A 19,998-nucleotide genomic window follows, 5' to 3' on the forward strand; every position below is an offset into this window, starting at 1 on the left:
GGGGATGCACAAAGTCGCGTCTCGCATTGACCCGGTCGAGCGAGAGAGGATAGGGAGCCCCGGGAGTTGGACAGGCAGTGAGGACAGGCATGACTGCGGCAAAGGAAGCGCACGACGAGGCTGCCCTCCTCGGCGAGCTGGCCGAGGCTCTGCGGCGCGTGCGCCGCGGAGACCTCAAGGTCCGGTTGCCGCGTCGTGGCGGCGCGGCCGGCGAGGTTGCCGACGCCTTCAACGAGGTCGTCTCCCTGCAAGAACGGCAAAATCTCGACCTTCGCCGGATCAGCCGGATAGTCGGCCGGGACGGCCGGCTGACCGAGCGGCTCGACGACGAGGGCCTCGACGGCGCCTGGGCGGACAGCGTCCGGTCGGTCAACTCACTCATCGATGACCTTGGCCGGCCCACGACCGAGATCTCCCGCGTCATCGTGGCGGTGGCGGAGGGTGATCTTTCGCAGCACATGGCGCTGGAGATGGACGGCCGGCCACTCCGGGGTGAATTCCTCCGGATCGGCCGCACGGTGAACACGATGGTGGATCAGCTGTCGTCGTTCGCCGACGAGGTGACCCGGGTGGCCCGCGAGGTGGGCACCGAGGGCGAGCTCGGCGGCCAGGCCGACGTGCGCGGCGTCGCCGGCACCTGGAAGGACCTCACCGACTCGGTGAACCTGATGGCGTCCAACCTGACCCATCAGGTGCGCTCGATCTCGCAGGTGGCGACCGCGGTGGCCCGTGGCGACCTGTCCCAGAAGATCACCGTGTCGGCGCGCGGCGAGGTGGCCGAGCTGGCCGACACCATGAACGGCCTGACCGACACGCTGCGGCTCTTCGCCGAGCAGGTGACCCGGGTGGCCCGCGAGGTGGGCACCGAGGGCAAGCTGGGCGGCCAGGCCGACGTGCCGAACGTGGCCGGCACCTGGAAAGACCTCACCGACTCGGTGAACTCGATGGCGTCCAACCTGACCAGCCAGGTGCGAAACATCGCCCAGGTCTCGACGGCGGTGGCGAAGGGTGACCTGTCGCAGAAGATCACGGTGGCCGCGCAGGGCGAGATCCTGGAGCTCAAGGACACCGTCAACACGATGGTCGACCAGCTTTCCAGCTTTGCCGACGAGGTGACCCGGGTGGCCCGCGAGGTGGGCACCGAGGGCAAGCTCGGCGGTCAGGCCCAGGTCCGTGGCGTCTCCGGCACCTGGCGCGACCTCACCGAGAACGTGAACCAGCTCGCCAACAACCTCACCGACCAGGTGCGAAACATCGCCCAGGTCTCGACGGCGGTGGCCAAGGGCGACCTGTCGCAGAAGATCACGGTCGACGCCCGGGGCGAGATCCTCGAGCTGAAGAACACCGTGAACACGATGGTCGACCAGCTCTCCAGCTTCGCCGATGAGGTCACGCGGGTGGCCCGCGAGGTGGGCTCGGAGGGCAAGCTCGGCGGTCAGGCTCAGGTCAAGGGCGTCTCCGGCACCTGGCGCGACCTCACCGACAACGTGAACTACATGGCGTCCAACCTGACCAGCCAGGTCCGCAACATCTCGTCGGTCACCACGGCCGTCGCGAAGGGTGACCTGTCGCAGAAGATCACGGTCGACGCGCGCGGCGAGATCCTGGAGCTCAAGACCACCGTCAACACGATGGTCGACCAGCTCTCCAGCTTTGCCGACGAGGTGACCCGGGTGGCCCGCGAGGTGGGCACCGAGGGCAAGCTCGGTGGTCAGGCCCAGGTGCGGGGCGTGGCCGGCACGTGGCGCGACCTGACCGACAACGTGAACTCGATGGCGTCCAACCTGACCGCCCAGGTGCGAAACATCGCCCAGGTCTCGACGGCGGTCGCGAAGGGTGACCTGTCGCAGAAGATCACGGTCGACGCCCAGGGTGAGATCCTCGAGCTGAAGAACACCGTGAACACGATGGTCGACCAGCTCTCCAGCTTTGCCGACGAGGTGACCCGGGTGGCCCGCGAGGTGGGCTCGGAGGGCAAGCTCGGCGGTCAGGCTCAGGTGCGGGGCGTGGCCGGCACCTGGCGCGACCTCACCGACAACGTGAACTACATGGCGTCCAACCTGACCGCCCAGGTCCGCAACATCGCCTCGGTGACCACCGCGGTGGCCAAGGGTGACCTGTCGCAGAAGATCACGGTCGACGCCCGCGGCGAGATCCTCGAGCTCAAGGACACCGTCAACACGATGGTGGACCAGCTGTCGTCGTTCGCCACCGAGGTCACCCGGGTCGGCCGGGAGGTCGGCGTGGAGGGCAAGCTCGGCGGCCAGGCCCAGGTCAAGGGCGTGTCCGGCACCTGGCAGGACCTCACCGACAACGTCAACCAGCTGGCCTCGACGCTGACCACCCAGTTGCGCGCGATCGCCGAGGTGTCCACCGCGGTGACCCGCGGTGACCTGACCCAGAGCATCGCGGTCGTCGCCCAGGGCGAGGTGGCCGAGCTCAAGGACAACATCAACCAGATGATCGTCACGCTGCGCGAGACGACCAAGGCGAACGCCGAGCAGGGCTGGCTCGACTCCAACCTGGCCCGGATCGGCGGCCTGTTGCAGGGCCAGCGCGATCTCGGCGAGGTCTGCCGCATGATCATGACCGAGGTGACGCCGCTCGTCGACGCGCAGCTCGGTGCGTTCTTCCTGGTCGACAACGAGCAGGCGGTCATGCGCCTACGGCTGGCCGCCTCCTACGGCTACGTCGCCCGCAACCACGAGGTGACGTTCGGGCCGGGCGAGGGCCTGGTCGGGCAGGCGGCGGTTTCCCGCCGGACGATCCGGGTCCGCGCGACCCACGACGGCATCCTCACCATGCGCTCGGGTTTGATGTCGATGCCGCCGAACGACCTGGTCGTGCTGCCGGTGCTGTTCGAGGGCGAGATGCTCGGCGTCATCGAGTTCGCCTCGGTCGCGGCATTCTCCGGGCTGCATCTGACCTTCCTCGAACGACTCGTCGCCACCATCGGCGTCGCGCTCAACACGATCCAGGCCAACCGGCGGACCGAGGAGCTGCTCTCCCAGTCGCAGCGGCTGGCTCGCGAGATGCAGGACCAGTCGGCCGAGCTCCAGCGCACCAACGCCGAGCTGGAGGACAAGGCGCAGCTGCTCAGCGAGCAGAAGGCGAACATCGAGACGAAGAACCGGGAGATCGAGCAGGCCCGGCTCGGCCTCGAGGAGAAGGCTCAGCAGCTGTCCCGGGCGAGTGCGTACAAGTCCGAGTTCCTGGCCAACATGAGCCACGAGCTGCGTACGCCGCTCAACTCGCTGCTGCTTCTCGCCCGGCTTCTCGCCGACAACTCGGAGCAGAACCTTTCCGAGAAGCAGATCGAATTCGCCCGTACGATCCACAGCGCCGGCTCCGATCTGCTGTCGCTGATCGACGACATCCTCGACCTCGCCAAGATCGAGGCGGGCCGGATGGACGTCGACATCGACGAGATCGACTTCGACGGCGTCCGGTCGTACGTGGAGCAGGCGTTCCTGCCCCAGGCCGAGGAGAAGAACCTCGACTTCCGGGTGTCGGTGGCGCCCGACCTGCCCGAATCGATCGTCACCGACGGTCAGCGGCTCCAGCAGATCCTGCGCAACCTTCTCTCCAACGCTGTCAAGTTCACCGACTCCGGTTCGGTGACGCTGAGCATCTTCGCGGCCCCGCCGAACACCGACTTCGACATGCCGGCGCTGACCCAGGCCGGTCAGGTCGTCGCGTTCGCGGTCAGCGACACCGGCATCGGCATCTCGGACGAGAAGCTGGCGATCATCTTCGAGCCGTTCCAGCAGGCCGACGGCACCACCACCCGCAAGTACGGCGGCACCGGCCTCGGCCTGTCGATCAGCCGGGAGTTCGCGGCCCTGCTCGGCGGCACGATCGTGGTGTCCTCGACCCCGGGCGAGGGCTCGACCTTCACGCTGTACGTCCCGGATGCGCTGACCCCGGAGTCGATCCCGGTGTTCTCGCTGCTGCCGACCGAGCCGTCCACCTCGGTCGTCGTGCGGCCGGCCCAATCGGTGAACATGTCGCTGATGGAGCTGCCGGTGATCACGCCGCGGGTCGAGCTGGAGACGCACATCAGTGCCGCCGGCCGGCAGCTCGACGGTGCCACCGTGCTGATCGTCGACGACGACGTGCGCAACGTGTTCGCGCTGACCAGCGCGCTGGAGATGCACGGGCTCAACGTGCTCTACTCCGACAACGGGGTGGACGGCGTACGCCAGCTGGCCGAGCACCCGGAGGTCGACATCGTCCTGATGGACGCGATGATGCCCGATCAGGACGGTTATGAGACGACCCGTGGGATCCGCCGCAATCAGCGCTTCCGGGACCTGCCGGTAGTGTTCCTAACGGCAAAGGCCATGCCCGGTGACCGGGAGTCAGCGCTTGCGGCCGGTGCGAGCGACTACATCACCAAGCCGGTCGACCTGGACGAGCTGATCGAGCTGATGGCTCGGTGGGTGAACGCCGACAAGACCATCGAACCGGAGCGCGGCTGACAAGCCCGCCGGAAGGGACCAAGGGTGGCGGAGCGCGCCAAGGCCTTGTTGGTCGACGACCGTAAGGACAACCTGCTTGCCCTGGAGGCGATCCTCCAGGGCCTCCCGGTGACCCCGGTTGCCGTGGAGAGCGGCGAGGCCGCACTCAAGCAGCTGCTCGTGGACGATTTCGCGGTCATCCTGCTGGATGCGCAAATGCCCAACATGGACGGGTTCGAGACGGCCAGCCACATCAAGCGGCGGGAACGCACCCGGCACGTACCCATCCTGTTCCTGACCGCCGCCGACCGCGATGCGCAGCTCGCCCTGCGGGGTTACGCGGTCGGGGCGGTCGACTACCTGACGAAGCCGTTCGACCCGTGGGTGCTGCGGGCCAAGGTGTCCATCTTCGTCGAGCTGTGGACCAAGACGCAGCAGCTCAAGGCCCAGGCGGACGCCACCCGCGAGCGTGATTCGCAGTGGCAGCGCCTGACCGAGACGGTCGACGAGGCCGCCCGAGTGCTGCGGGCCGGCGGCGAGGAGGCCGCCACCGAGGCCCTGGCCCTGCTGGAGAAGGCCCGTTGGGGCAGCTGAACTCGGCCCGAGCCTTCGGAAATTCCCGAAAAATCAGCTATTGACGTACGGGGTGAGAGCGTTCGTGAGCGCCGCCCGCAACACCGACTTCGGCCGGGCTCCCACCAGGGTGCCGGTGACCACGCCGCCGGTGAAGAACAGCAGGGTCGGCATCGACATGACCCGGTAGGTGCGGGTGGCCTCGGGGTTCTCGTCGGCGTTGAGCTTGCCGATCCGGAGCGTGCCGTCGAACTCCGGCGCCAGCTCGGCCAGGGTCTGCGCCATCGGGCGGCAGGGCGGGCACCACTCCGCCCAGAAGTCGACGACGAACGGCAGGTCGGAGCGGAGCACGGTGGCGGCGAAGGTGGCGTCGGTCAGAGTGATGAGCATCGGGTCTCCCGGTGTTCGACGGCCTGGGTCAGCTGCGCCCGCAGCTGCTGCCGGACCTCGGTGAGCTGGGTCAGGTAGCCGTCGACCTCGGCGAGCTTGCGGCGCAGCACCACCACCGAGTCGGGGCACACGTGGCCCGCGGAGTTGCCGGCGCGAAGGCAGGCAACGAAGGGTTTGATGTCGTCGAGGCCGAAACCGACCGCGAGCAGCGACCGGATCTCGTGCACCACGCGCAGTTCGGCATCGTCGTACTGCCGGTAGCCGTTGGGGTCACGCTGCGGCTGGACGAGCCCGTGCTCCTCGTAGTAACGCAGCGTCCGGGTGCTGGTGCCTCCGCGGGACGCGAGCTCGCCGATCAACATGACGTCGACGGTAGGGCTTCACGCCGGTGTCAAGGCAACCCTCAGTTGGCGACCGAGCTGATCATCAGGGCGCTGCGAAGGCCGGTGATGTCGAGGACGCGCATCAGGAACTCGCCGACGTTGGTCAGGGAGAGCACCGAGCGGGCGTGCTGGGCCTTGCGGCTGAGCACGACAAGGGTGCCGAGACCCTGCGAATCGCAGAATGTGACGCCCGCCATGTCGAGCACGATGCGGGGCGGCGGTTCGGCCAGGGTTTCATTGACGATCGCGGAGAGGTTGGCGACGGTGAGCACGTCGATCTCCCCGGCGAGGTGCAAGATCACCTCGTCGGGCTCGTGCTGAACCTCGATGGAAAGCTCCGGTCGCTCCACCCGGCCAGCCTATCGCCCATGCTGGGGATGTGCCCGTCGGCCGCTCCCGTATCCGGTCGTTCCGGACATGCGGGCATACCGCGCCGCTGACGTGAACAACCCTCTTGAGACGATCGGGAGGTGCCGCTGACAGAATGGGAGCCGCTGTGACCACCTCATACCGCGCCGAGGGCCGCCCGTACCCGCTGGACGCCCCGGTCTCCCAGGCCCTGTTCGACCGCGCCGCCGCCATCGTGCCCGGCGGGGTCAATTCACCCGTGCGTGCGTTCCGAGCGGTCGGTGGCACGCCCCGATTCATGGCGTCCGGCTCCGGCGCGTGGCTCACCGACGCGGACGGCCGGCGCTACGTCGACCTGGTCTGCTCGTGGGGCCCACTGATCCACGGCCACGCGCACCCGGAGATCGTGGCCGCCGTGCAGGCGGCCGCCGCCCTCGGCACCAGCTTCGGCACGCCGACGGCCGGCGAGGTCGACCTGGCCGAGGAGATCGTCCGGCGCACCCCGATCGACCAGGTCCGCCTGGTCAACTCGGGCACCGAGGCCACCATGACGGCGATCCGGCTGGCCCGCGGTTTCACCGGCCGCACCAAGATCGTGAAGTTCGCCGGCTGCTACCACGGCCACGTGGACTCGCTGCTGGCCGCGGCCGGCTCCGGGGTCGCGACGCTCGGGCTGCCCGACTCGCCGGGAGTGACCGGCGCGACGACGGCCGAGACGATCGTGCTGCCCTACAACGACGTGGCCGCGGTCGAGGCGGCCTTCGCCGAGAACGGCACCGAGATCGCCGCGATCATCACCGAGGCCGCGGCCGGCAACATGGGCGTGGTCGCCCCGCGGGACGGCTTCAACCAGCGCCTCGCCGAGATCGCGCACGCGCACGGCGCGCTGCTGATCGTGGACGAGGTGATGACCGGCTTCCGGGTCTCGCCGGGCGGCTGGGCCGGGCTCGACCCGGTCGACGCCGACCTGTTCACCTTCGGCAAGGTGATGGGTGGCGGCCTGCCCGCGGCCGCGTTCGGCGGGCGCCGCGAGATCATGTCGCGGCTCGCTCCGGCCGGCCCGGTCTACCAGGCGGGAACGCTCTCCGGTAACCCGCTGGCCTGCGCGGCCGGCCTGGCCTCGCTGCGGCTCGCCGACGACGCGGTCTACAAGCGGCTCGACGAGCTGTCCGCAACGGTCGGGGCCCTCGCGTCGGCGGCGCTGGCCGAGGCCGGCGTGCCGCACCGGTTGGCGTACGCCGGAAACATGTTCTCGATCTTCTTCACCGAGGCCGAGGTCGTCGACTACGACTCGGCGAAGACCCAGAACGCGGCCGCGTTCAAGGGCTTCTTCCACGAGATGCTCGCCCGCGGCGTCTACCTGCCGCCGAGCGCGTTCGAATCGTGGTTCGTGTCGACCGCACTGGACGACGCGGCATTGGAGACGATCGCGGCGGCTTTGCCGCATGCGGCGCGAGCGGCTGGGGCTGGTGCATGAGCGAGGCGACAAAGACCACGGTGCATGTGCTGAGGCACGGCGAGGTCTTCAACCCCAACAAGATTTTGTACGGGCGGTTGCCCGGCTTCCACCTGTCCGAGCTCGGTGTGCAGATGGCCAAGGCCGCGGCCGAGTCGCTGGCCGCTCGGGACATCAAGTACGTGGTGGCCAGCACGCTCGAGCGCGCGCAGGAGACCGCCGCCCCGATCGCCGCCGAGTTCAAGCTCGACGTCGCCGCCGACGTGCGGCTGATCGAGAGCGCCAACTACTTCGAGGGCAAGCGGGTGTCGGTCGGCGACGGCGCGCTGACCAACCCGCGGCACTGGTGGGTGCTGCGCGACCCGATCACCCCGTCCTGGGGCGAGCCCTACCTGGTGATCGCCCAGCGGATGTTCGCGGCCGTGCAGGCGGCCCGGGTCATCGCCGAGGGCCACGAGGCCGTCTGCGTCTCGCACCAGCTGCCGATCTGGACCCTGCGGCGCTACGTCGAGAAGAAGCGGCTCTGGCACGACCCTCGCCGCCGCCAGTGCGGCCTGGCCAGCCTGACCTCGATCCGCTTCGAGGGCTCGACCGTGGTCGGCGTCGACTACTCGGAGCCGGCCGCGCACCTGGTGGCCCTGTCCGCGACCGCCAAGACCGCCAAGGGAGCTTGACCATGCGCCGCCTCGCCGCCGTGCTGACCGTCGCCGCCGTGGCGACTACCGTGCTGGCCGGGTGCGGCGGGGAGAACTGGGCGAAGAAGTGCACCACCACCGGCACCGTGGTGGAGTGCACGCCGACCCAGCGGCCGCAGGTCAAGGAGGTCATCGGCGAGCTGCTCGACGGCGGCACGTACGACGTCTCGCAGGACCGCGGCAAGGTCGTGGTGGTCAACTTCTGGGGTTCGTGGTGCGCGCCGTGCCGGGCCGAGGCCGACGACCTGGAGAAGACCTACCAGGCCACCAAGGCGCTGGGGGTCAGCTTCATCGGGGTCAACTCGCGCGACGACAAGGACTCGGCCAAGGCGTTCGAGCGCGGCCGGGTGACGTACCCCAGCATCTATGACTTCGACGGCAAGGTCGCGCTGAAGTTCGACGTGACCCAGACCAGCACGCCGGCCACGCTGATCCTGGACCGGGAGGGCCGGATCGCGGTGGCGCTGCGCGCGGCCACCACCAGCAGCCAGTTGCAGCCGCTGGTGGAGAAGATCGCCGCCGAGGGGACCGGCTGATGTCCGCGCACTTCGCCGACATCGCCGGCGACGGCCCGCTGGTCCTGGCGATCGGTGTCGCGGCCATCGCCGGCCTGGTCAGCATCCTCTCGCCGTGCGTGTTGCCGCTGGTGCCGGGCTATCTCTCCTATGTCACCGGCCTGGCCGGCTCGGACCTGGACGCCCGGCAGGAAAAGGAGTCGGCGGCGGGTGGTGTCGCGGTCGCGACCAAGCCGAAGACCGGGCGGGTCCTGGCCGGCACCATCCTCTTCGTGCTCGGCTTCGCGGTGGTGTTCACGCTGCTGGTGACGCTGGTGGCGAACATCGGCTTCACCCTCAAGACCCACCAGGACACTCTCGACATCGTGCTCGGCGTGCTGGTGATCGTGCTCGGCTTCGGCTATCTGGGCTGGATCCCCGGCCTGCAGCGGGAGATGCGGATCAGCAAGCTGCCGGCGGCCGGTCTGATCGGCGCCCCGATCTTCGGCGGCATCTTCGCGCTGTCCTGGCTGCCGTGCACCGGCCCGACGCTCACCGTGGTGATCGCGCTGGCCACGACGAGCGGCCAGACCAGCCGGGCGGCGACGCTTGCCCTCGCGTACAGCCTCGGTCTCGGTATTCCGTTCGTGCTCTTCGGTCTTTTCTTTCAGAAGTTGCTCGGGGTCTTCCGGGCGATCCGCCGCAACAGCCGCTGGGTGACCCGGATCGGCGGTGCGCTGCTCATCGCGGTCGGGATCGCGCTGATCACCGGTGGGTGGAACCACTTCCTGGTCTGGCTGCTGACCACCTTCGACTTCGGCGGGGGGACGCTACTTTGACCGTCGTGGAGGAACGTCCGGCGCCGCCCGCGGCTCCGCCGCCACGGCGGGTCAATCGCCTGTGGGCTCTGTTGCGCAATTCGTGGCGCCAGCTGACTTCCATGCGTACGGCGTTGGTCCTGCTCTTCCTGCTGGCCATCGCCGCCATCCCGGGCTCGATCTTCCCGCAGCGCGCGGTCGACTCGCAGCGCGTGACCGAGTATTACGCCGCGCACCCGCAGCTCGCGCCGTGGCTGGAACGCCTCGGCGGCTTCGAGGTGTACGCGTCGCCCTGGTTCGCCTCGATCTACCTGCTGCTGTTCACCTCGCTGATCGGCTGCGTGGTGCCCCGGCTGCTCGACCACATCCGGGCGCTGCGGATCGCCGTGCCGGACGCCCCGAAGCGCCTGGAGCGGCTGCCGCTGTCCGCGACCAAGGATCTCGCCGGCACCCCGGCCGAGGCCGCCGCGACCGCCGCTCAGGTGCTGCGCAAACATCGCTTCCGGACAAAGGTCCGCGAGCACGAGGACGGCAGCTGGACGGTCTCCGCCGAGAAGGGCTACCTCAAGGAGACCGGCAACCTGTTCTTCCACTTCGCGCTGCTCGCGGTGCTGGTCGGGGTGGGGTTCGGGCACTGGTACGGCTGGCACGGCAACCGCATCCTGGTGGCCGGCGCCGACCAGGGCTTCTGCAACTCGCTCGCGCAGTACGACGACTCCACGCTCGGCCCCCGGGTCGACGCCGCCGACCTGCCCAACTTCTGCCTGACGCTGGACAAGTTCGTGGCCGGTTACCAGGACACCGGCCAGCCGAAGGCCTTCTCGGCCACGGTCGGCGTCACGCAGAACGACGGCCCGGTCGAGACCCGCGAGTTCACCGTCAACGACCCGCTGCGGCTGCACCACGCGAACGTGCACCTGATCGGCCACGGCTACGCGGTCACCCTGCGGTTCACCGACCGCTACGGCGAGACGCAGACCAAGACCGTGCCGTTCCTGCCGGTCGACGGCATGTTCACCAGCGAGGGCGTGGCGCAGTTCCCGGACGTGAACATCGACCCCAAGACCGACAAGCGCGACGCGACGCTGCAGATGGGCTTCGAGGGGCGCTACCTGCCGACCGTCGGCACCGGCGCGACCTCGACGTTCCCGGCCGAGAACGCACCGGCCATCTTCCTCACCGCCTACCGCGGTGATCTCGGTCTGGACGTGGGGACGCCAGGCTCGGTCTACTCTCTCGACCAGGGGCAGATCGCGACCGGCGACCTGAAGAACGTGAGTGGCGCGCGCCCGCACGAGCTGAAGATCGGCGAGACCTGGACCCTGGACGACGGCACCAAGCTGGAGTTCGTCGGCACCAGGCCGTATGCCACGCTGGCCATCCGCTACGACCCGACCCAGTCGACGATCCTGATCGGCGCGGTGCTCGGGCTGATCGGCCTGATGCTGTCGCTCGGCGGGCACCGCCGGCGGGTCTGGTTCCGCGCCCTGCCAGCTTCGGCCGACAGCGGCAGCGGTACTTTGTTGGCGGCCGGTGGGCTGCCACGCACCGACTATCCCGGTTTCGCCGACGAGTTCACGGCGTTGGTGACGGCCGCCGAGGAAGGGAATCCGTGATGGCGGAGTTGTCGAACCAACTGATGGGCTTCACCGTCCTGGCCTACCTGGTCGCGATGGTGCTCTACGCCGGTGAATACGCCTTCGGCAACAAGAGCCACATCGGCCGGGCGGCGGCTCGTCCCGCCCGCCAGCTGGTCGGCGCCGGCGCTCCCGTCGACTCTGTGGAAGAACCGCAGCCGGTCGTCCCGAAGGACAAGCGGGCCGAGTGGACCGGCCGGGCCGCGGTCGCCGTCAACCTGCTGGCTCTCCTGCTGCACCTGGGCACCCTGGTCACCCGCGGCGTCGCCGCCGACCGGATGCCCTGGGGCAACATGTACGAATACATCCTGTCGGCGACCTTCGTCGGCTCGGCGGTGTGGGCGGGCGTGCTGCTCCGCCGCCCGGCGCTGCGGCACATCGGCCTCTTCGCCTCGCTGGCCCTGGTGGTGCTGCTCGGGGCGGCCGGCATGATCGCCTACACCCCGGTCGGGCCGCTGGTCCCGGCCCTCCAGTCGTACTGGTTCATCATCCACGTCTCGACGATCATCATCGCCTCCGGCGTCCTGCTGATCGGCGCGGTTCCGGCCACGATGTTCCTCATCCGCGACGGGTACGACCAGGGGAAGCGCCGCTTCCCGTACACGCTGGGCATGAGCCTGCCGGACGCGACCCTGCTCGAGCGGCTCACCTTCCGGCTGCACGCGTTCGCGTTCCCGCTGTTCACCTTCGGTGCGCTGATCGCCGGGCCGATCTGGGCCGAGGCGTCCTGGGGTCGCTACTGGAACTGGGACCCCAAGGAGGTCTGGGCGTTCATCTCCTGGGTCGTCTACGCCGGCTACCTGCACGCGCGGGCCACGCCCAGCGTGAAGCGCACGGTGGCGACCTGGATCGCCCTGCTCGGCTTCGCGACGATGCTGATGAACCTGTTCGGGGTCAACCTGTTCTTCAGCGGTCTCCACTCGTACGCCAACGCGGGCGGCATGTAACCGCCCGGCTCAACCCAACGTCCCGCCGAGCAGCGGCGCCATCGGCGTCGCGGTGCTCGGCGGTGTTGTTTGCGGCGTTGTCCGCGGCACCACCGCTTCCGTCGCCGACGGTTTCGCGGTCGGGGCCGTCGGCGGTTCGTCGCCGCCGCTCGTCCCGCCCATGCAGTCGCCGGCGGTCCAGGTGTCGTACTTGTTCACCCAGTTCAGGCAGAAGCCGCCGGAGCGTTGCTGCTGGCCCGGGTCGTAGCCGGTGAGGGTGGGCACGTCGTCGCGCCAGTAGCGGGCGGCACCGCCGTCGGCCGGCTTCAGCTGCACGTTGTCCACGGTCACCGCGGGCACGTCGACCCGGGTCGGGCGGTTGGGGTCGACGTGCACCTCGACGTACTGCTCGATCTGGGCGGTCGGCCCGATCGGGAGCCGCTGGGCGGTGAGCAGGTTCCACCGGTTGCCCCACCACAGCCAGGCCGCCCAGATGCCGTTGGCGTCGCTGTGCAGGTCGATCCAGACCCGGTCGCCCGCCTTCAGGACGTACTGGTCGTAGAACTGCCAGCTGCGGCTGTTGGTGTTGAACGTGTAGACGCGCGGGCGCCCGGGCCCGGTCCAGCCGGTCTTCGCCCAGCCCGCCTCGAGCCAGTTGATCTGGCCGGCGCCCATGTTCCGCTTGGCCATGAACCGCGCGGCGATGAAGTCGTAGCTGCTCGGCCGGATCGAACCGTCCACCACCGAGATCCGACCGGAGACGCCCTTCCATTCGCCGGCCGAGTTGGCGCCCAGGTGGTGATAGCCGCTCGGGGTGACACCGGTGGCCGGTTTGCTGAGCTGTACCCCGGACTCGAGGATGCGCCCGGCGGCGCGGCACGCCCCGGGCGTGCCCGGTCCGGCCGGTGCCGTTGGTGGCCTCGTCGAGGCGCGGGCGGTCGGACAGGCCGGAAGCGGCTTCGCCGTGGCGCTCGCGCCCTTTCGTGGCGCCGAGACCGCTGGGGCCGCGACCGCCAGCAGAGCGGTGAGCGCGGTGAGGGCGCCCCATCGCGTTGCTTTCCGGACCTTCACCAGCACCTCACCGACCGTTGGGAGCTATCGCCCAGCTCAACGCGAACCGGACAGGCTGAGTGACGGTGATCGCCCTGGCGTGGATCGGCCGGGCGGGTGGTGAAGACTGGTATCCATGGCGCCTCGTGGGTTCCCTTACGAAGATCTGCAGAGCTTCCTCGACGCCCTCGAGGCGGCTGGTGAGCTGCGCCGGGTCACAGTCCCGGCCGACCCGACGCTGGAGATCAGCGAGGTGGTCACCCGCACCGTGCGGGCCGGCGGACCGGCCCTGCTCTTCGAGCGGCCGACCCGCGGCGACATGCCGGTGGCGATCAACCTGTTCGGCACCGAGAAGCGGATGGCGATGGCGCTCGGCGTCGACTCGCTCGACGAGGTCGGCGAGCGGATCGGCTCGCTCATCCGGCCGGAGCTGCCGGTCGGCTGGTCCGGCATCCGCGAGGGCATCGGCAAGGCGCTGCAGCTCAAGTCGCTGCCGCCGAAGAAGGTGAAGACCGCGCCCTGCCAGGAAGTGGTGCTCAAGGGCGACGAGGTCGACCTCGGCCTGCTGCCCGGCCTGCAGGTCTGGCCCGGCGACGGCGGCATCTTCCACAACTTCGGGCTGACCCACACCAAGGACCCGGAGACCGGCAAGCGCAACCTCGGCCTCTACCGCCTGCAGCAGCACTCGAAGAACACGCTCGGCATGCACTGGCAGATCCACAAGGACTCGACCGCGCACCACGCGATCGCCGAGCGCCGCGGGGAGCGCCTGCCGGTGGCGGTGGCGATCGGCTGCGACCCGGTGGTCAGCTACGCCGCCAGCGCGCCGCTGCCGTCCGACATCGACGAATACCTGTTCGCCGGCTTCCTGCGCGGCGAGCGGGTCGAGATGGTCGACTGCCTGACCGTGCCGCTGCAGGTCCCGGCGCACGCCCAGATCGTGCTGGAGGGCTATCTCGAGCCCGGCGAGCGGCACCCGGAGGGGCCGTTCGGCGACCACACCGGGTTCTACACCCCGGTCGAGCCGTTCCCGGTCCTGCACATCGAGACGATGACCATGCGGAAGAAGCCGGTCTACCACTCGATCATCACGTCCAAGCCGCCGCAGGAGGACCACGGCCTGGGCAAGGCCACCGAGCGGATCTTCCTGCCGCTGCTGAAGATGCTGATCCCGGACATCGTCGACTACGACATGCCGGCCGCCGGCGTCTTCCACAACTGCGTGATCGTCTCGATCCGTAAGCGCTACCCCAAGCACGCGCAGAAGATCATGAACGCGATCTGGGGCGCGCACCTGATGTCGCTGACCAAGCTGATCGTGATCGTCGACGAGGACTGCGACGTGCACGACTACAACGAGGTGGCGTTCCGGGCGTTCGGCAACGTCGACTACGACCGCGACCTGCTCGTCACCCAGGGTCCGGTCGACCACCTCGACCACGCCTCCTACCAGCAGTTCTGGGGTGGGAAGGCCGGTCTGGACGCTACCCGTAAGCTGCCCGGCGAGGGTTACGACCGGGGCTGGCCGGACGAGATGGTCATGTCGCCCGAGGTGGTCGCCCTCGTGGACAAGCGGTGGAAGGAATACGGGATATGACGGCAGTCGCTTCGGTTCCGGAGAAGTCGAGCAAGGTCAAGTCGTTCCTGCGCCTGGTCGCCATCGAGCACTCGGTTTTCGCGCTGCCGTTCGCGTACCTCTCGGCGTTCGTCGTTCTTGATCGTCTCGACACCGGCATTCACTGGCTCGACCTGCTGCTGATCACGGTCGCGATGGTCTCCGGGCGTACGTTCGCGATGGCCGCCAACCGCATCCTCGACCGCAAGATCGACGCGCTGAACCCGCGCACCCAGAACCGCGAGCTGGTGACCGGCGCGGTCAGCCTGCGTACGGCGTGGACCGGCGCGGCCGTCTCGCTGGTCGTCATGGCGCTGGCGGCTGGCCTGCTCAACTGGCTGTGCCTGGTGCTCTTCCCGCTCGCGGTGATCCCGCTGGTGATCTATCCCTACGGGAAGCGGTTCACCAACTACCCGCACTACATCCTGGCGCTCGCGCAGGCCGTCGCGCCGGTGGGCGCGTGGCTGGCGATCACCGGCACGTTCGACGGCTCGGGTCCCGCCTGGCTGCTCGGCGCCGCGGTCGGCCTGTGGATCGGTGGCTTCGACATCATCTACGCCTGCCAGGACGTCGAGGTCGACCGCAAGATCGGGGTGCACTCGACGCCGGCCCGCTGGGGCGTGCGGACCGCGTTGCGGATCTCCACCGCCACGCACGTGCTGACCTTCATCCTGTTCGTCTGGTTCGGCCAGCTGGTGGGGCTGGGCTGGCTCTGGTGGATCGGCCTGGCGCTGACCGCGGCCGCCTTCGTCTACCAGCACATCGTCGTCACCGAGAACGACCTCTCCAAGGTCAACCGGGCGTTCTTCACCGCTAACGGCTTCGTCGGCATCGCGCTGTTCCTCTTCGCGCTCCTCGACCTGATTATTTTGTAACCCCCGACCCATCGCCGTCCGTCTAACTGGGGTGAGTGACAAAGAGGCCGAGTTCCGGGAGTTCGTGAGCGCCCGGATGGAGTCGTTACGGGGGCTGGCCTTCCTCACGTGCGGGGACTGGCAGGTGGCCGAGGATGCGGTCCTCGGCTCACTGACCAAGCTGTACGTGAAGTGGAACCGGGTCGACAATCACGAGGCCTATGCCCGCACGATCGTCGTGCGGGCCGCCATCGACGAGACCCGGCGGCCCTGGTGGCGGCGCGAGCAGTCGCACGGCGACGCGATGCCGGACCGGTCGACCGACGACGGCACCCACGCGGTCGACGAGCGAATACGCATCCAGCAGGCGCTGCATCGGTTGCCACCCAAGCAGCGGGCCGTGCTCGTGCTGCGGTTCCTCGAAGAGCTCAGCGTGCAGGAGACCGCCGCCGCGCTGCGCTTCCCCGAGGGCACCGTCAAGGCGTACACATCGCGGGGCCTCGAAGCACTCCGTGAGCTTCTCGACGAGCGCAGGGAGGGACGTCGTGCCATCCGAAATCAGTGAGCTTCTGGAAGAGGCGCGGACGGGCGCGCCACCGCCGCGCTACGACGTCGATTACGTGTGGCTGGCCGGCCGTCGTCGTCGGCGTAGGCGGAATGCCGGGTGGACGATCGCGGCCGTGGTGGCAGTGGCCGCCGCGATCGGGGTGCCGCAGATCGTCGCCCGGCGTTCCGACGACCCGCAGCCGCTGAAGCTCCCGGCCCCGGTGGTCATCACCACCCCCAAGAGCGGCGAGATCATCCCGATCGCGGTCCGATTCCACGGTTACGACGCGGGCGGTTTCCACGTCGAGGATCCGACGGGCGGCAAGCTCAACGAGACGCAAACCACGGTGACCAGGATCGGCGGGAAGCCGAACCAGCAATACGCCTTGCTGGAGGCCTACGCGCCCGGCCTCGATCCGCTCGCGACCTATCCCAAGGGCGTCCGGGCCGAGACGGATCCGATCAACGGCCGGCCGGCCTTCTGGTTCACCATGAACGACGAGCATCGCGTGCAGGAGGATCTTCTTTGCTGGGAATACGTCGACGCTCTCCTGGCCTGCATCGAGCCCGAGATGAGCGGGATGACGGCCGCCGAGATGCGGACCGTGGCCGAGGGCTTCACGGCGAGCTCCGAGCGGGAGGTAAAGGTGCCGTTCAAGGTCGGTTACCTGCCGTCCGGCTGGCGGTTGGTGAGTGCCGAAGGAGAGCCCGGCGCCGGAAAGGCGAACGGATGGCTTCGTCTCGAGCCCCAGGCGTTCACCGCCGCGAGATTTGTCCACCCGGACCGGCAGTATCCGTCGTCGCTGATGGAGGAGATGGGTGGCGCTCTGAACCTTCAGGTGTGGTTCCAGCCGTCCAGCGATCACATGCCGCTGCTTCCCACGCCGGAGCCCGACGGGTCCGATCCGACCAAGGTGGTCTGCGACATCGAGGGCTGCTATCACCCGGTGGCGAACGGCCGCTACCGCATCCGGGCCGGCGGCAGCGTCCCGAAGGCCGAGGAGGCCAAGGTGCTCGCGTCGATCACCATGGCGGCAGACCCGGAGGACGAGTCCACCTGGTTCCCGGTGCACGAGGCGGTGCCACCTTCGGCGCTGGTGCGATTGCCATAGAAAGCTGTAACCGTTCGTAGATGGAGGTCCGTCTAACCCGCGTGAGCGACAACGAGGCCGAGTTTCGGGAGTTCGTGGCCGCGCAGATGGATTCGCTGCGCGGCCTCGCCTATCTCACGTGCGGCGACTGGCAACTGGCCGAGGATGCGGTTCTGGCCGCCCTGGCCCGGCTCTTCGTGAAGTGGGGCCGGATCGACAACCACGACGCGTACGCGCGAACCGCGGTGGTGCGGGCCGCCATCGACGAGACCCGCCGGCCGTGGTGGCGGCGCGAGCAGTCGCTGAGCCACGCCATGCCGGAGATCGCGGTCGACGACCTCGTCCCGGGCGTCGACGAGCGGCTGCGGCTGCGGGCGGCGCTGCTGCGGGTTCCGGTCAAGCATCGGGCCGTGCTGGTGCTGCGCTTCCTGGAGGGGCTCAGCGTGCCGCAGACCGCGGCCGCCCTGCGCTGCCCCGAGGGCACGGTCAAGGCGTACACGTCGCGCGGCCTCGACGCGCTCCGCCGGATCCTCGGCGCCGACCCGGGCATTGACACGGAGGTTCGCTATGAAGCTGTCTGATCTGCTGGACGACGTTCGGGTGGACGCTCCGCCGGCCCGCTACGACGCCGACGACGCGGTGCTGGCCGGCAAGCGACTGCGCCGCCGGCGCCGGGGCGGGATGACGGTCGCGGCCGTGGTGGCGGTGGCCGTCGCGATCGGGGTGCCGCAACTCGCCGGCCGGGCGGCCGATCCGCTGCCGTCGCTGCCGGCCGCGCCGACACCGTCGATCACGCCGTCCCCGACCGGCAAGGCCGGGCACGGTCCCGACCTCACCTACACGCTGCACGGGTTCACCACCGGCAAGCTCCGGGTCGACGATCCCTATCGCTGGTCCCTGGCCGGGGAGACCGCGATGATCGAGAAGAAGGGCGGTCAGGCCGACGCCCAGGAGGGCGAGGTCACCCTCTACCGGCCCGGCATCGACCCGCGGGGCACGCTCGACGGCGCGAAGATCACCGCGACCTCGGCCATCCACGGCCGCCCGGCCTGGCGGGTCGACGCGGCCGGGGCTCCGTTGCTGCTCTGGGAGTACGCGGACGACGCGATGGCCCTCGCCACGGTCCGCGCCGACGGGCCCGGCCGGTGGGCCCTCACCCCGGCCGAGTTGCGGCAGGTGGCCGAGGCACTCGAACCCGGCGCACCGCAGCCGGTCATGCTCGCCTTCGGGACGTCCTACGTGCCGCCGGACTACCGGATCGTCGAGGTCGCCGGCCGATTCAGCTCGGGCCAGGTGTCGTCGGCGCAGCTCGTGCCGACCAGCGAGGCCGTCGCCCGGCTGGGCCGGCCCGACCCGAACCCGAAGATCGTTCGGGACCGCCGGGGTCTCATGCTCTGGCTGAGCCCGACCGTGCCGTCCGACCACGGCGCTCCGCGAGCCGGGGTGATCTGCCCGGAACGGGTCGCGCTCAAGGGCATCCCGGTCGAGAAGCAGCCGCGGCACTGCTTCGTCTTCCTGCCCGGCGGCAAGAACGTGCTGGAGGTGTTCGGCCCCGACTCGGCCGACGAGAAAGAACTCCGCAAGCTGCTCGAGGGCGCCCGGTTCGGCCAGGTGGACAAGCCGGCCACCTGGCTCGCGGCGGGCACCGGTTTTCCGGCGAGCGCGCAGGTCGGCGGCCGATGAGCGAGCACAATTGAGGCATGCGTGAACCATGGGTCGTCGGCGTCTCGGGAGCTTCCGGGACGCCGTACGCCAAAGCTGTGCTGACCGGTTTGCTGGAGGCGGGGGAGTCGGTCGACCTGGTCGTCTCCCGGGCGGCCCGGCTCACCCTGCTCGACGAGACCGGGGCCACCGTGCGCGACGCGCACTGGAAGGACGACGTCTCCGGCTGGCTGGGCCGGGATCTGGGCGACCTGAGCTACTGGCCGGCCGGTGACCTGGCCGCCGGGCCGAGCAGCGGGTCCTACCCGGCCAAGGGCATGGTGGTCGTGCCGGCCAGCACCGCGGCCTGCGCGGGCATCGCCATCGGACTGTCCAAGGATCTGCTGCAACGGGCCGCTGAGGTCAACCTCAAGGAGCGCCGGCGCACGGTGGTCGTGCCCCGGGAAACCCCGGTCACCCGCAGCCACCTGGAGCATCTGATCGCCCTGCACGATGCCGGCGCGGTCGTGCTGCCGGCCAGCCCCGGCTTTTACGGCTCCGGGGCTGGAGCGACCGCACAACAACTGATCGACTTCGTGGCCGGAAAGGTGTTGGACGCCATCGGCGTACCCCACACGCTTTTGACCCGTTGGAAGGGTGAGCTGAATGCTCAGCGCAACCCGTTGGGCGGGCCGTAACCCATGCCCGGATTGCTTGGTCCGCCATTGCGTGGCCGATTATTGGCGTCGTCCTCGCGCATTTCCTCGACGACTCCGTCGCCTTCGAGCAGCGCACGGACCTCGGACTCACGGAATCGGCGGTGGCCACCCGGAGTACGGATACTGCCGATACGCCCGGCGGCGGCCCATCGCGTGACCGTCTTCGGGTCGACGCGGAACAGCGCGGCCACCTCGCCCGGTGTCAGCAGACGATCTCCAGTGTCCACAACCCCCTCCTCGCGTCGGTCTTCTGGAGCGGCCGTGATCACGGTGAGTGTCGGCGTGCTCGATCGGGACGTAAA

At 69.3% G+C, this 19,998-nt stretch carries 20 protein-coding genes; 15 read left to right on the plus strand and 5 right to left on the minus strand.

Features of this window, described 5'->3' with window-relative positions:
- The first annotated feature begins 89 nt into the window (after positions 1-89).
- Entirely contained in the window at positions 90-4,481 is a 4,392-nt protein-coding gene (locus Adu01nite_RS23980) for a HAMP domain-containing protein (protein ID WP_203729421.1), read from the plus strand.
- 24 nt (positions 4,482-4,505) lie between these two features.
- A complete protein-coding gene (locus Adu01nite_RS23985) occupies positions 4,506-5,054 on the plus strand; it encodes a response regulator (protein ID WP_203729423.1) in 549 nt (182 codons plus the stop codon).
- Positions 5,055-5,087: 33 nt separating this feature from the next.
- On the opposite strand, the gene Adu01nite_RS23990 is transcribed toward Adu01nite_RS23985, so the two are convergent.
- The 3 genes from Adu01nite_RS23990 to Adu01nite_RS24000 are packed head-to-tail and all read right to left on the minus strand — an operon-like array spanning position 5,088 to position 6,156.
- Positions 5,088-5,423 carry a thioredoxin family protein gene (locus Adu01nite_RS23990; protein WP_203729425.1) on the minus strand — a complete coding sequence of 112 codons (336 nt, stop codon included), beginning with the start codon at positions 5,421-5,423 and terminating at the stop codon, positions 5,088-5,090.
- Complete coding sequence (locus Adu01nite_RS23995; protein WP_203729427.1) at positions 5,408-5,785, minus strand: MerR family transcriptional regulator; 378 nt, start codon at positions 5,783-5,785, stop codon at positions 5,408-5,410. The genes Adu01nite_RS23990 and Adu01nite_RS23995 overlap by 16 nt, the downstream gene beginning before the upstream one ends.
- Positions 5,786-5,826: 41 nt before the next feature.
- The gene (locus tag Adu01nite_RS24000; RefSeq protein ID WP_203729429.1) at positions 5,827-6,156 is read right to left on the minus strand and encodes an STAS domain-containing protein; all 330 of its coding nucleotides are present in this window, start codon (positions 6,154-6,156) and stop codon (positions 5,827-5,829) included.
- 134 nt (positions 6,157-6,290) lie between these two features.
- Between Adu01nite_RS24000 and hemL the strand changes: the two genes are divergently transcribed.
- The 6 genes from hemL to ccsB are packed head-to-tail and all read left to right on the plus strand — an operon-like array spanning position 6,291 to position 12,201.
- A complete protein-coding gene (hemL, locus tag Adu01nite_RS24005; RefSeq protein ID WP_203729431.1) occupies positions 6,291-7,631 on the plus strand; it encodes a glutamate-1-semialdehyde 2,1-aminomutase in 1,341 nt (446 codons plus the stop codon).
- Positions 7,628-8,284, plus strand: coding sequence for a histidine phosphatase family protein (locus tag Adu01nite_RS24010; RefSeq protein WP_203729433.1), 657 nt, complete (start codon positions 7,628-7,630; stop codon positions 8,282-8,284). Before hemL ends, Adu01nite_RS24010 begins: the two co-directional genes overlap by 4 nt.
- A 2-nt stretch (positions 8,285-8,286) precedes the next feature.
- The gene (locus Adu01nite_RS24015; RefSeq protein WP_203729435.1) at positions 8,287-8,841 is read left to right on the plus strand and encodes a TlpA family protein disulfide reductase; all 555 of its coding nucleotides are present in this window, start codon (positions 8,287-8,289) and stop codon (positions 8,839-8,841) included.
- A complete protein-coding gene (locus tag Adu01nite_RS24020) occupies positions 8,841-9,638 on the plus strand; it encodes a cytochrome c biogenesis CcdA family protein (RefSeq protein WP_203729437.1) in 798 nt (265 codons plus the stop codon). Before Adu01nite_RS24015 ends, Adu01nite_RS24020 begins: the two co-directional genes overlap by 1 nt.
- Positions 9,635-11,233, plus strand: a complete 1,599-nt coding sequence (gene resB, locus Adu01nite_RS24025) for a cytochrome c biogenesis protein ResB (RefSeq protein WP_203729439.1) — start codon at positions 9,635-9,637, stop codon at positions 11,231-11,233. The genes Adu01nite_RS24020 and resB overlap by 4 nt, the downstream gene beginning before the upstream one ends.
- On the plus strand, positions 11,233-12,201 hold the full coding sequence (ccsB, locus tag Adu01nite_RS24030; RefSeq protein ID WP_203729441.1) for a c-type cytochrome biogenesis protein CcsB: 969 nt from the start codon (positions 11,233-11,235) through the stop codon (positions 12,199-12,201). The genes resB and ccsB overlap by 1 nt, the downstream gene beginning before the upstream one ends.
- 9 nt (positions 12,202-12,210) lie before the next feature.
- Here the strand turns inward: ccsB and Adu01nite_RS24035 are convergent, their stop codons facing one another.
- Positions 12,211-13,257: a hypothetical protein gene (locus Adu01nite_RS24035; protein WP_239132655.1), complete on the minus strand. Its 1,047-nt coding sequence runs from the start codon at positions 13,255-13,257 to the stop codon at positions 12,211-12,213.
- A 109-nt stretch (positions 13,258-13,366) separates the two neighbouring features.
- Between Adu01nite_RS24035 and Adu01nite_RS24040 the strand changes: the two genes are divergently transcribed.
- From Adu01nite_RS24040 to Adu01nite_RS24070, 7 genes are read left to right on the plus strand one after another with little or no spacing between them, the layout of a single operon-like run.
- Positions 13,367-14,827, plus strand: a complete 1,461-nt coding sequence (locus tag Adu01nite_RS24040; protein ID WP_203729443.1) for a menaquinone biosynthesis decarboxylase — start codon at positions 13,367-13,369, stop codon at positions 14,825-14,827.
- The gene (mqnP, locus tag Adu01nite_RS24045) at positions 14,824-15,720 is read left to right on the plus strand and encodes a menaquinone biosynthesis prenyltransferase MqnP (RefSeq protein ID WP_203729445.1); all 897 of its coding nucleotides are present in this window, start codon (positions 14,824-14,826) and stop codon (positions 15,718-15,720) included. Before Adu01nite_RS24040 ends, mqnP begins: the two co-directional genes overlap by 4 nt.
- A gap of 31 nt (positions 15,721-15,751) precedes the next feature.
- Positions 15,752-16,264, plus strand: coding sequence for a SigE family RNA polymerase sigma factor (locus Adu01nite_RS24050; RefSeq protein WP_203729447.1), 513 nt, complete (start codon positions 15,752-15,754; stop codon positions 16,262-16,264).
- Positions 16,245-17,357 (plus strand): hypothetical protein, encoded by a 1,113-nt coding sequence (locus tag Adu01nite_RS24055; RefSeq protein WP_203729449.1) that lies wholly within the window; start codon positions 16,245-16,247, stop codon positions 17,355-17,357. The genes Adu01nite_RS24050 and Adu01nite_RS24055 overlap by 20 nt, the downstream gene beginning before the upstream one ends.
- A 20-nt stretch (positions 17,358-17,377) precedes the next feature.
- Entirely contained in the window at positions 17,378-17,917 is a 540-nt protein-coding gene (locus Adu01nite_RS24060; RefSeq protein WP_203729451.1) for a SigE family RNA polymerase sigma factor, read from the plus strand.
- Positions 17,904-19,019, plus strand: a complete 1,116-nt coding sequence (locus tag Adu01nite_RS24065) for a hypothetical protein (protein ID WP_203729453.1) — start codon at positions 17,904-17,906, stop codon at positions 19,017-19,019. The genes Adu01nite_RS24060 and Adu01nite_RS24065 overlap by 14 nt, the downstream gene beginning before the upstream one ends.
- 17 nt (positions 19,020-19,036) lie before the next feature.
- A complete protein-coding gene (locus Adu01nite_RS24070) occupies positions 19,037-19,675 on the plus strand; it encodes a UbiX family flavin prenyltransferase (RefSeq protein ID WP_203729455.1) in 639 nt (212 codons plus the stop codon).
- Here Adu01nite_RS24070 and Adu01nite_RS24075 read toward each other — a convergent pair.
- Positions 19,648-19,923, minus strand: coding sequence for a BldC family transcriptional regulator (locus Adu01nite_RS24075; protein WP_203729457.1), 276 nt, complete (start codon positions 19,921-19,923; stop codon positions 19,648-19,650). The genes Adu01nite_RS24070 and Adu01nite_RS24075 overlap by 28 nt on opposite strands.
- Positions 19,924-19,998: the final 75 nt, after the last annotated feature.

It is taken from the genome of Paractinoplanes durhamensis (genome assembly GCF_016862175.1).
GTDB lineage: Bacteria > Actinomycetota > Actinomycetes > Mycobacteriales > Micromonosporaceae > Actinoplanes > Actinoplanes durhamensis.

Excerpts from the sequence above, each read along its gene's own strand:
- Adu01nite_RS23995 (WP_203729427.1), bottom strand. The coding sequence starts at position 5,785 with ATGTTGATCGGCGAGCTCGCGTCCCGCGGAGGCACCAGCACCCGGACG.
- Adu01nite_RS24065 (WP_203729453.1), top strand. The coding sequence starts at position 17,904 with ATGAAGCTGTCTGATCTGCTGGACGACGTTCGGGTGGACGCTCCGCCG.
- Adu01nite_RS23980 (WP_203729421.1), top strand. The coding sequence starts at position 90 with ATGACTGCGGCAAAGGAAGCGCACGACGAGGCTGCCCTCCTCGGCGAG.
- Adu01nite_RS24060 (WP_203729451.1), top strand. The coding sequence starts at position 17,378 with ATGGAGGTCCGTCTAACCCGCGTGAGCGACAACGAGGCCGAGTTTCGG.
- mqnP (WP_203729445.1), top strand. The coding sequence starts at position 14,824 with ATGACGGCAGTCGCTTCGGTTCCGGAGAAGTCGAGCAAGGTCAAGTCG.
- ccsB (WP_203729441.1), top strand. The coding sequence starts at position 11,233 with ATGGCGGAGTTGTCGAACCAACTGATGGGCTTCACCGTCCTGGCCTAC.
- Adu01nite_RS24040 (WP_203729443.1), top strand. The coding sequence starts at position 13,367 with ATGGCGCCTCGTGGGTTCCCTTACGAAGATCTGCAGAGCTTCCTCGAC.
- Adu01nite_RS23990 (WP_203729425.1), bottom strand. The coding sequence starts at position 5,423 with ATGCTCATCACTCTGACCGACGCCACCTTCGCCGCCACCGTGCTCCGC.
- Adu01nite_RS24015 (WP_203729435.1), top strand. The coding sequence starts at position 8,287 with ATGCGCCGCCTCGCCGCCGTGCTGACCGTCGCCGCCGTGGCGACTACC.
- Adu01nite_RS24070 (WP_203729455.1), top strand. The coding sequence starts at position 19,037 with ATGCGTGAACCATGGGTCGTCGGCGTCTCGGGAGCTTCCGGGACGCCG.
- hemL (WP_203729431.1), top strand. The coding sequence starts at position 6,291 with ATGGGAGCCGCTGTGACCACCTCATACCGCGCCGAGGGCCGCCCGTAC.
- Adu01nite_RS24020 (WP_203729437.1), top strand. The coding sequence starts at position 8,841 with ATGTCCGCGCACTTCGCCGACATCGCCGGCGACGGCCCGCTGGTCCTG.
- Adu01nite_RS24010 (WP_203729433.1), top strand. The coding sequence starts at position 7,628 with ATGAGCGAGGCGACAAAGACCACGGTGCATGTGCTGAGGCACGGCGAG.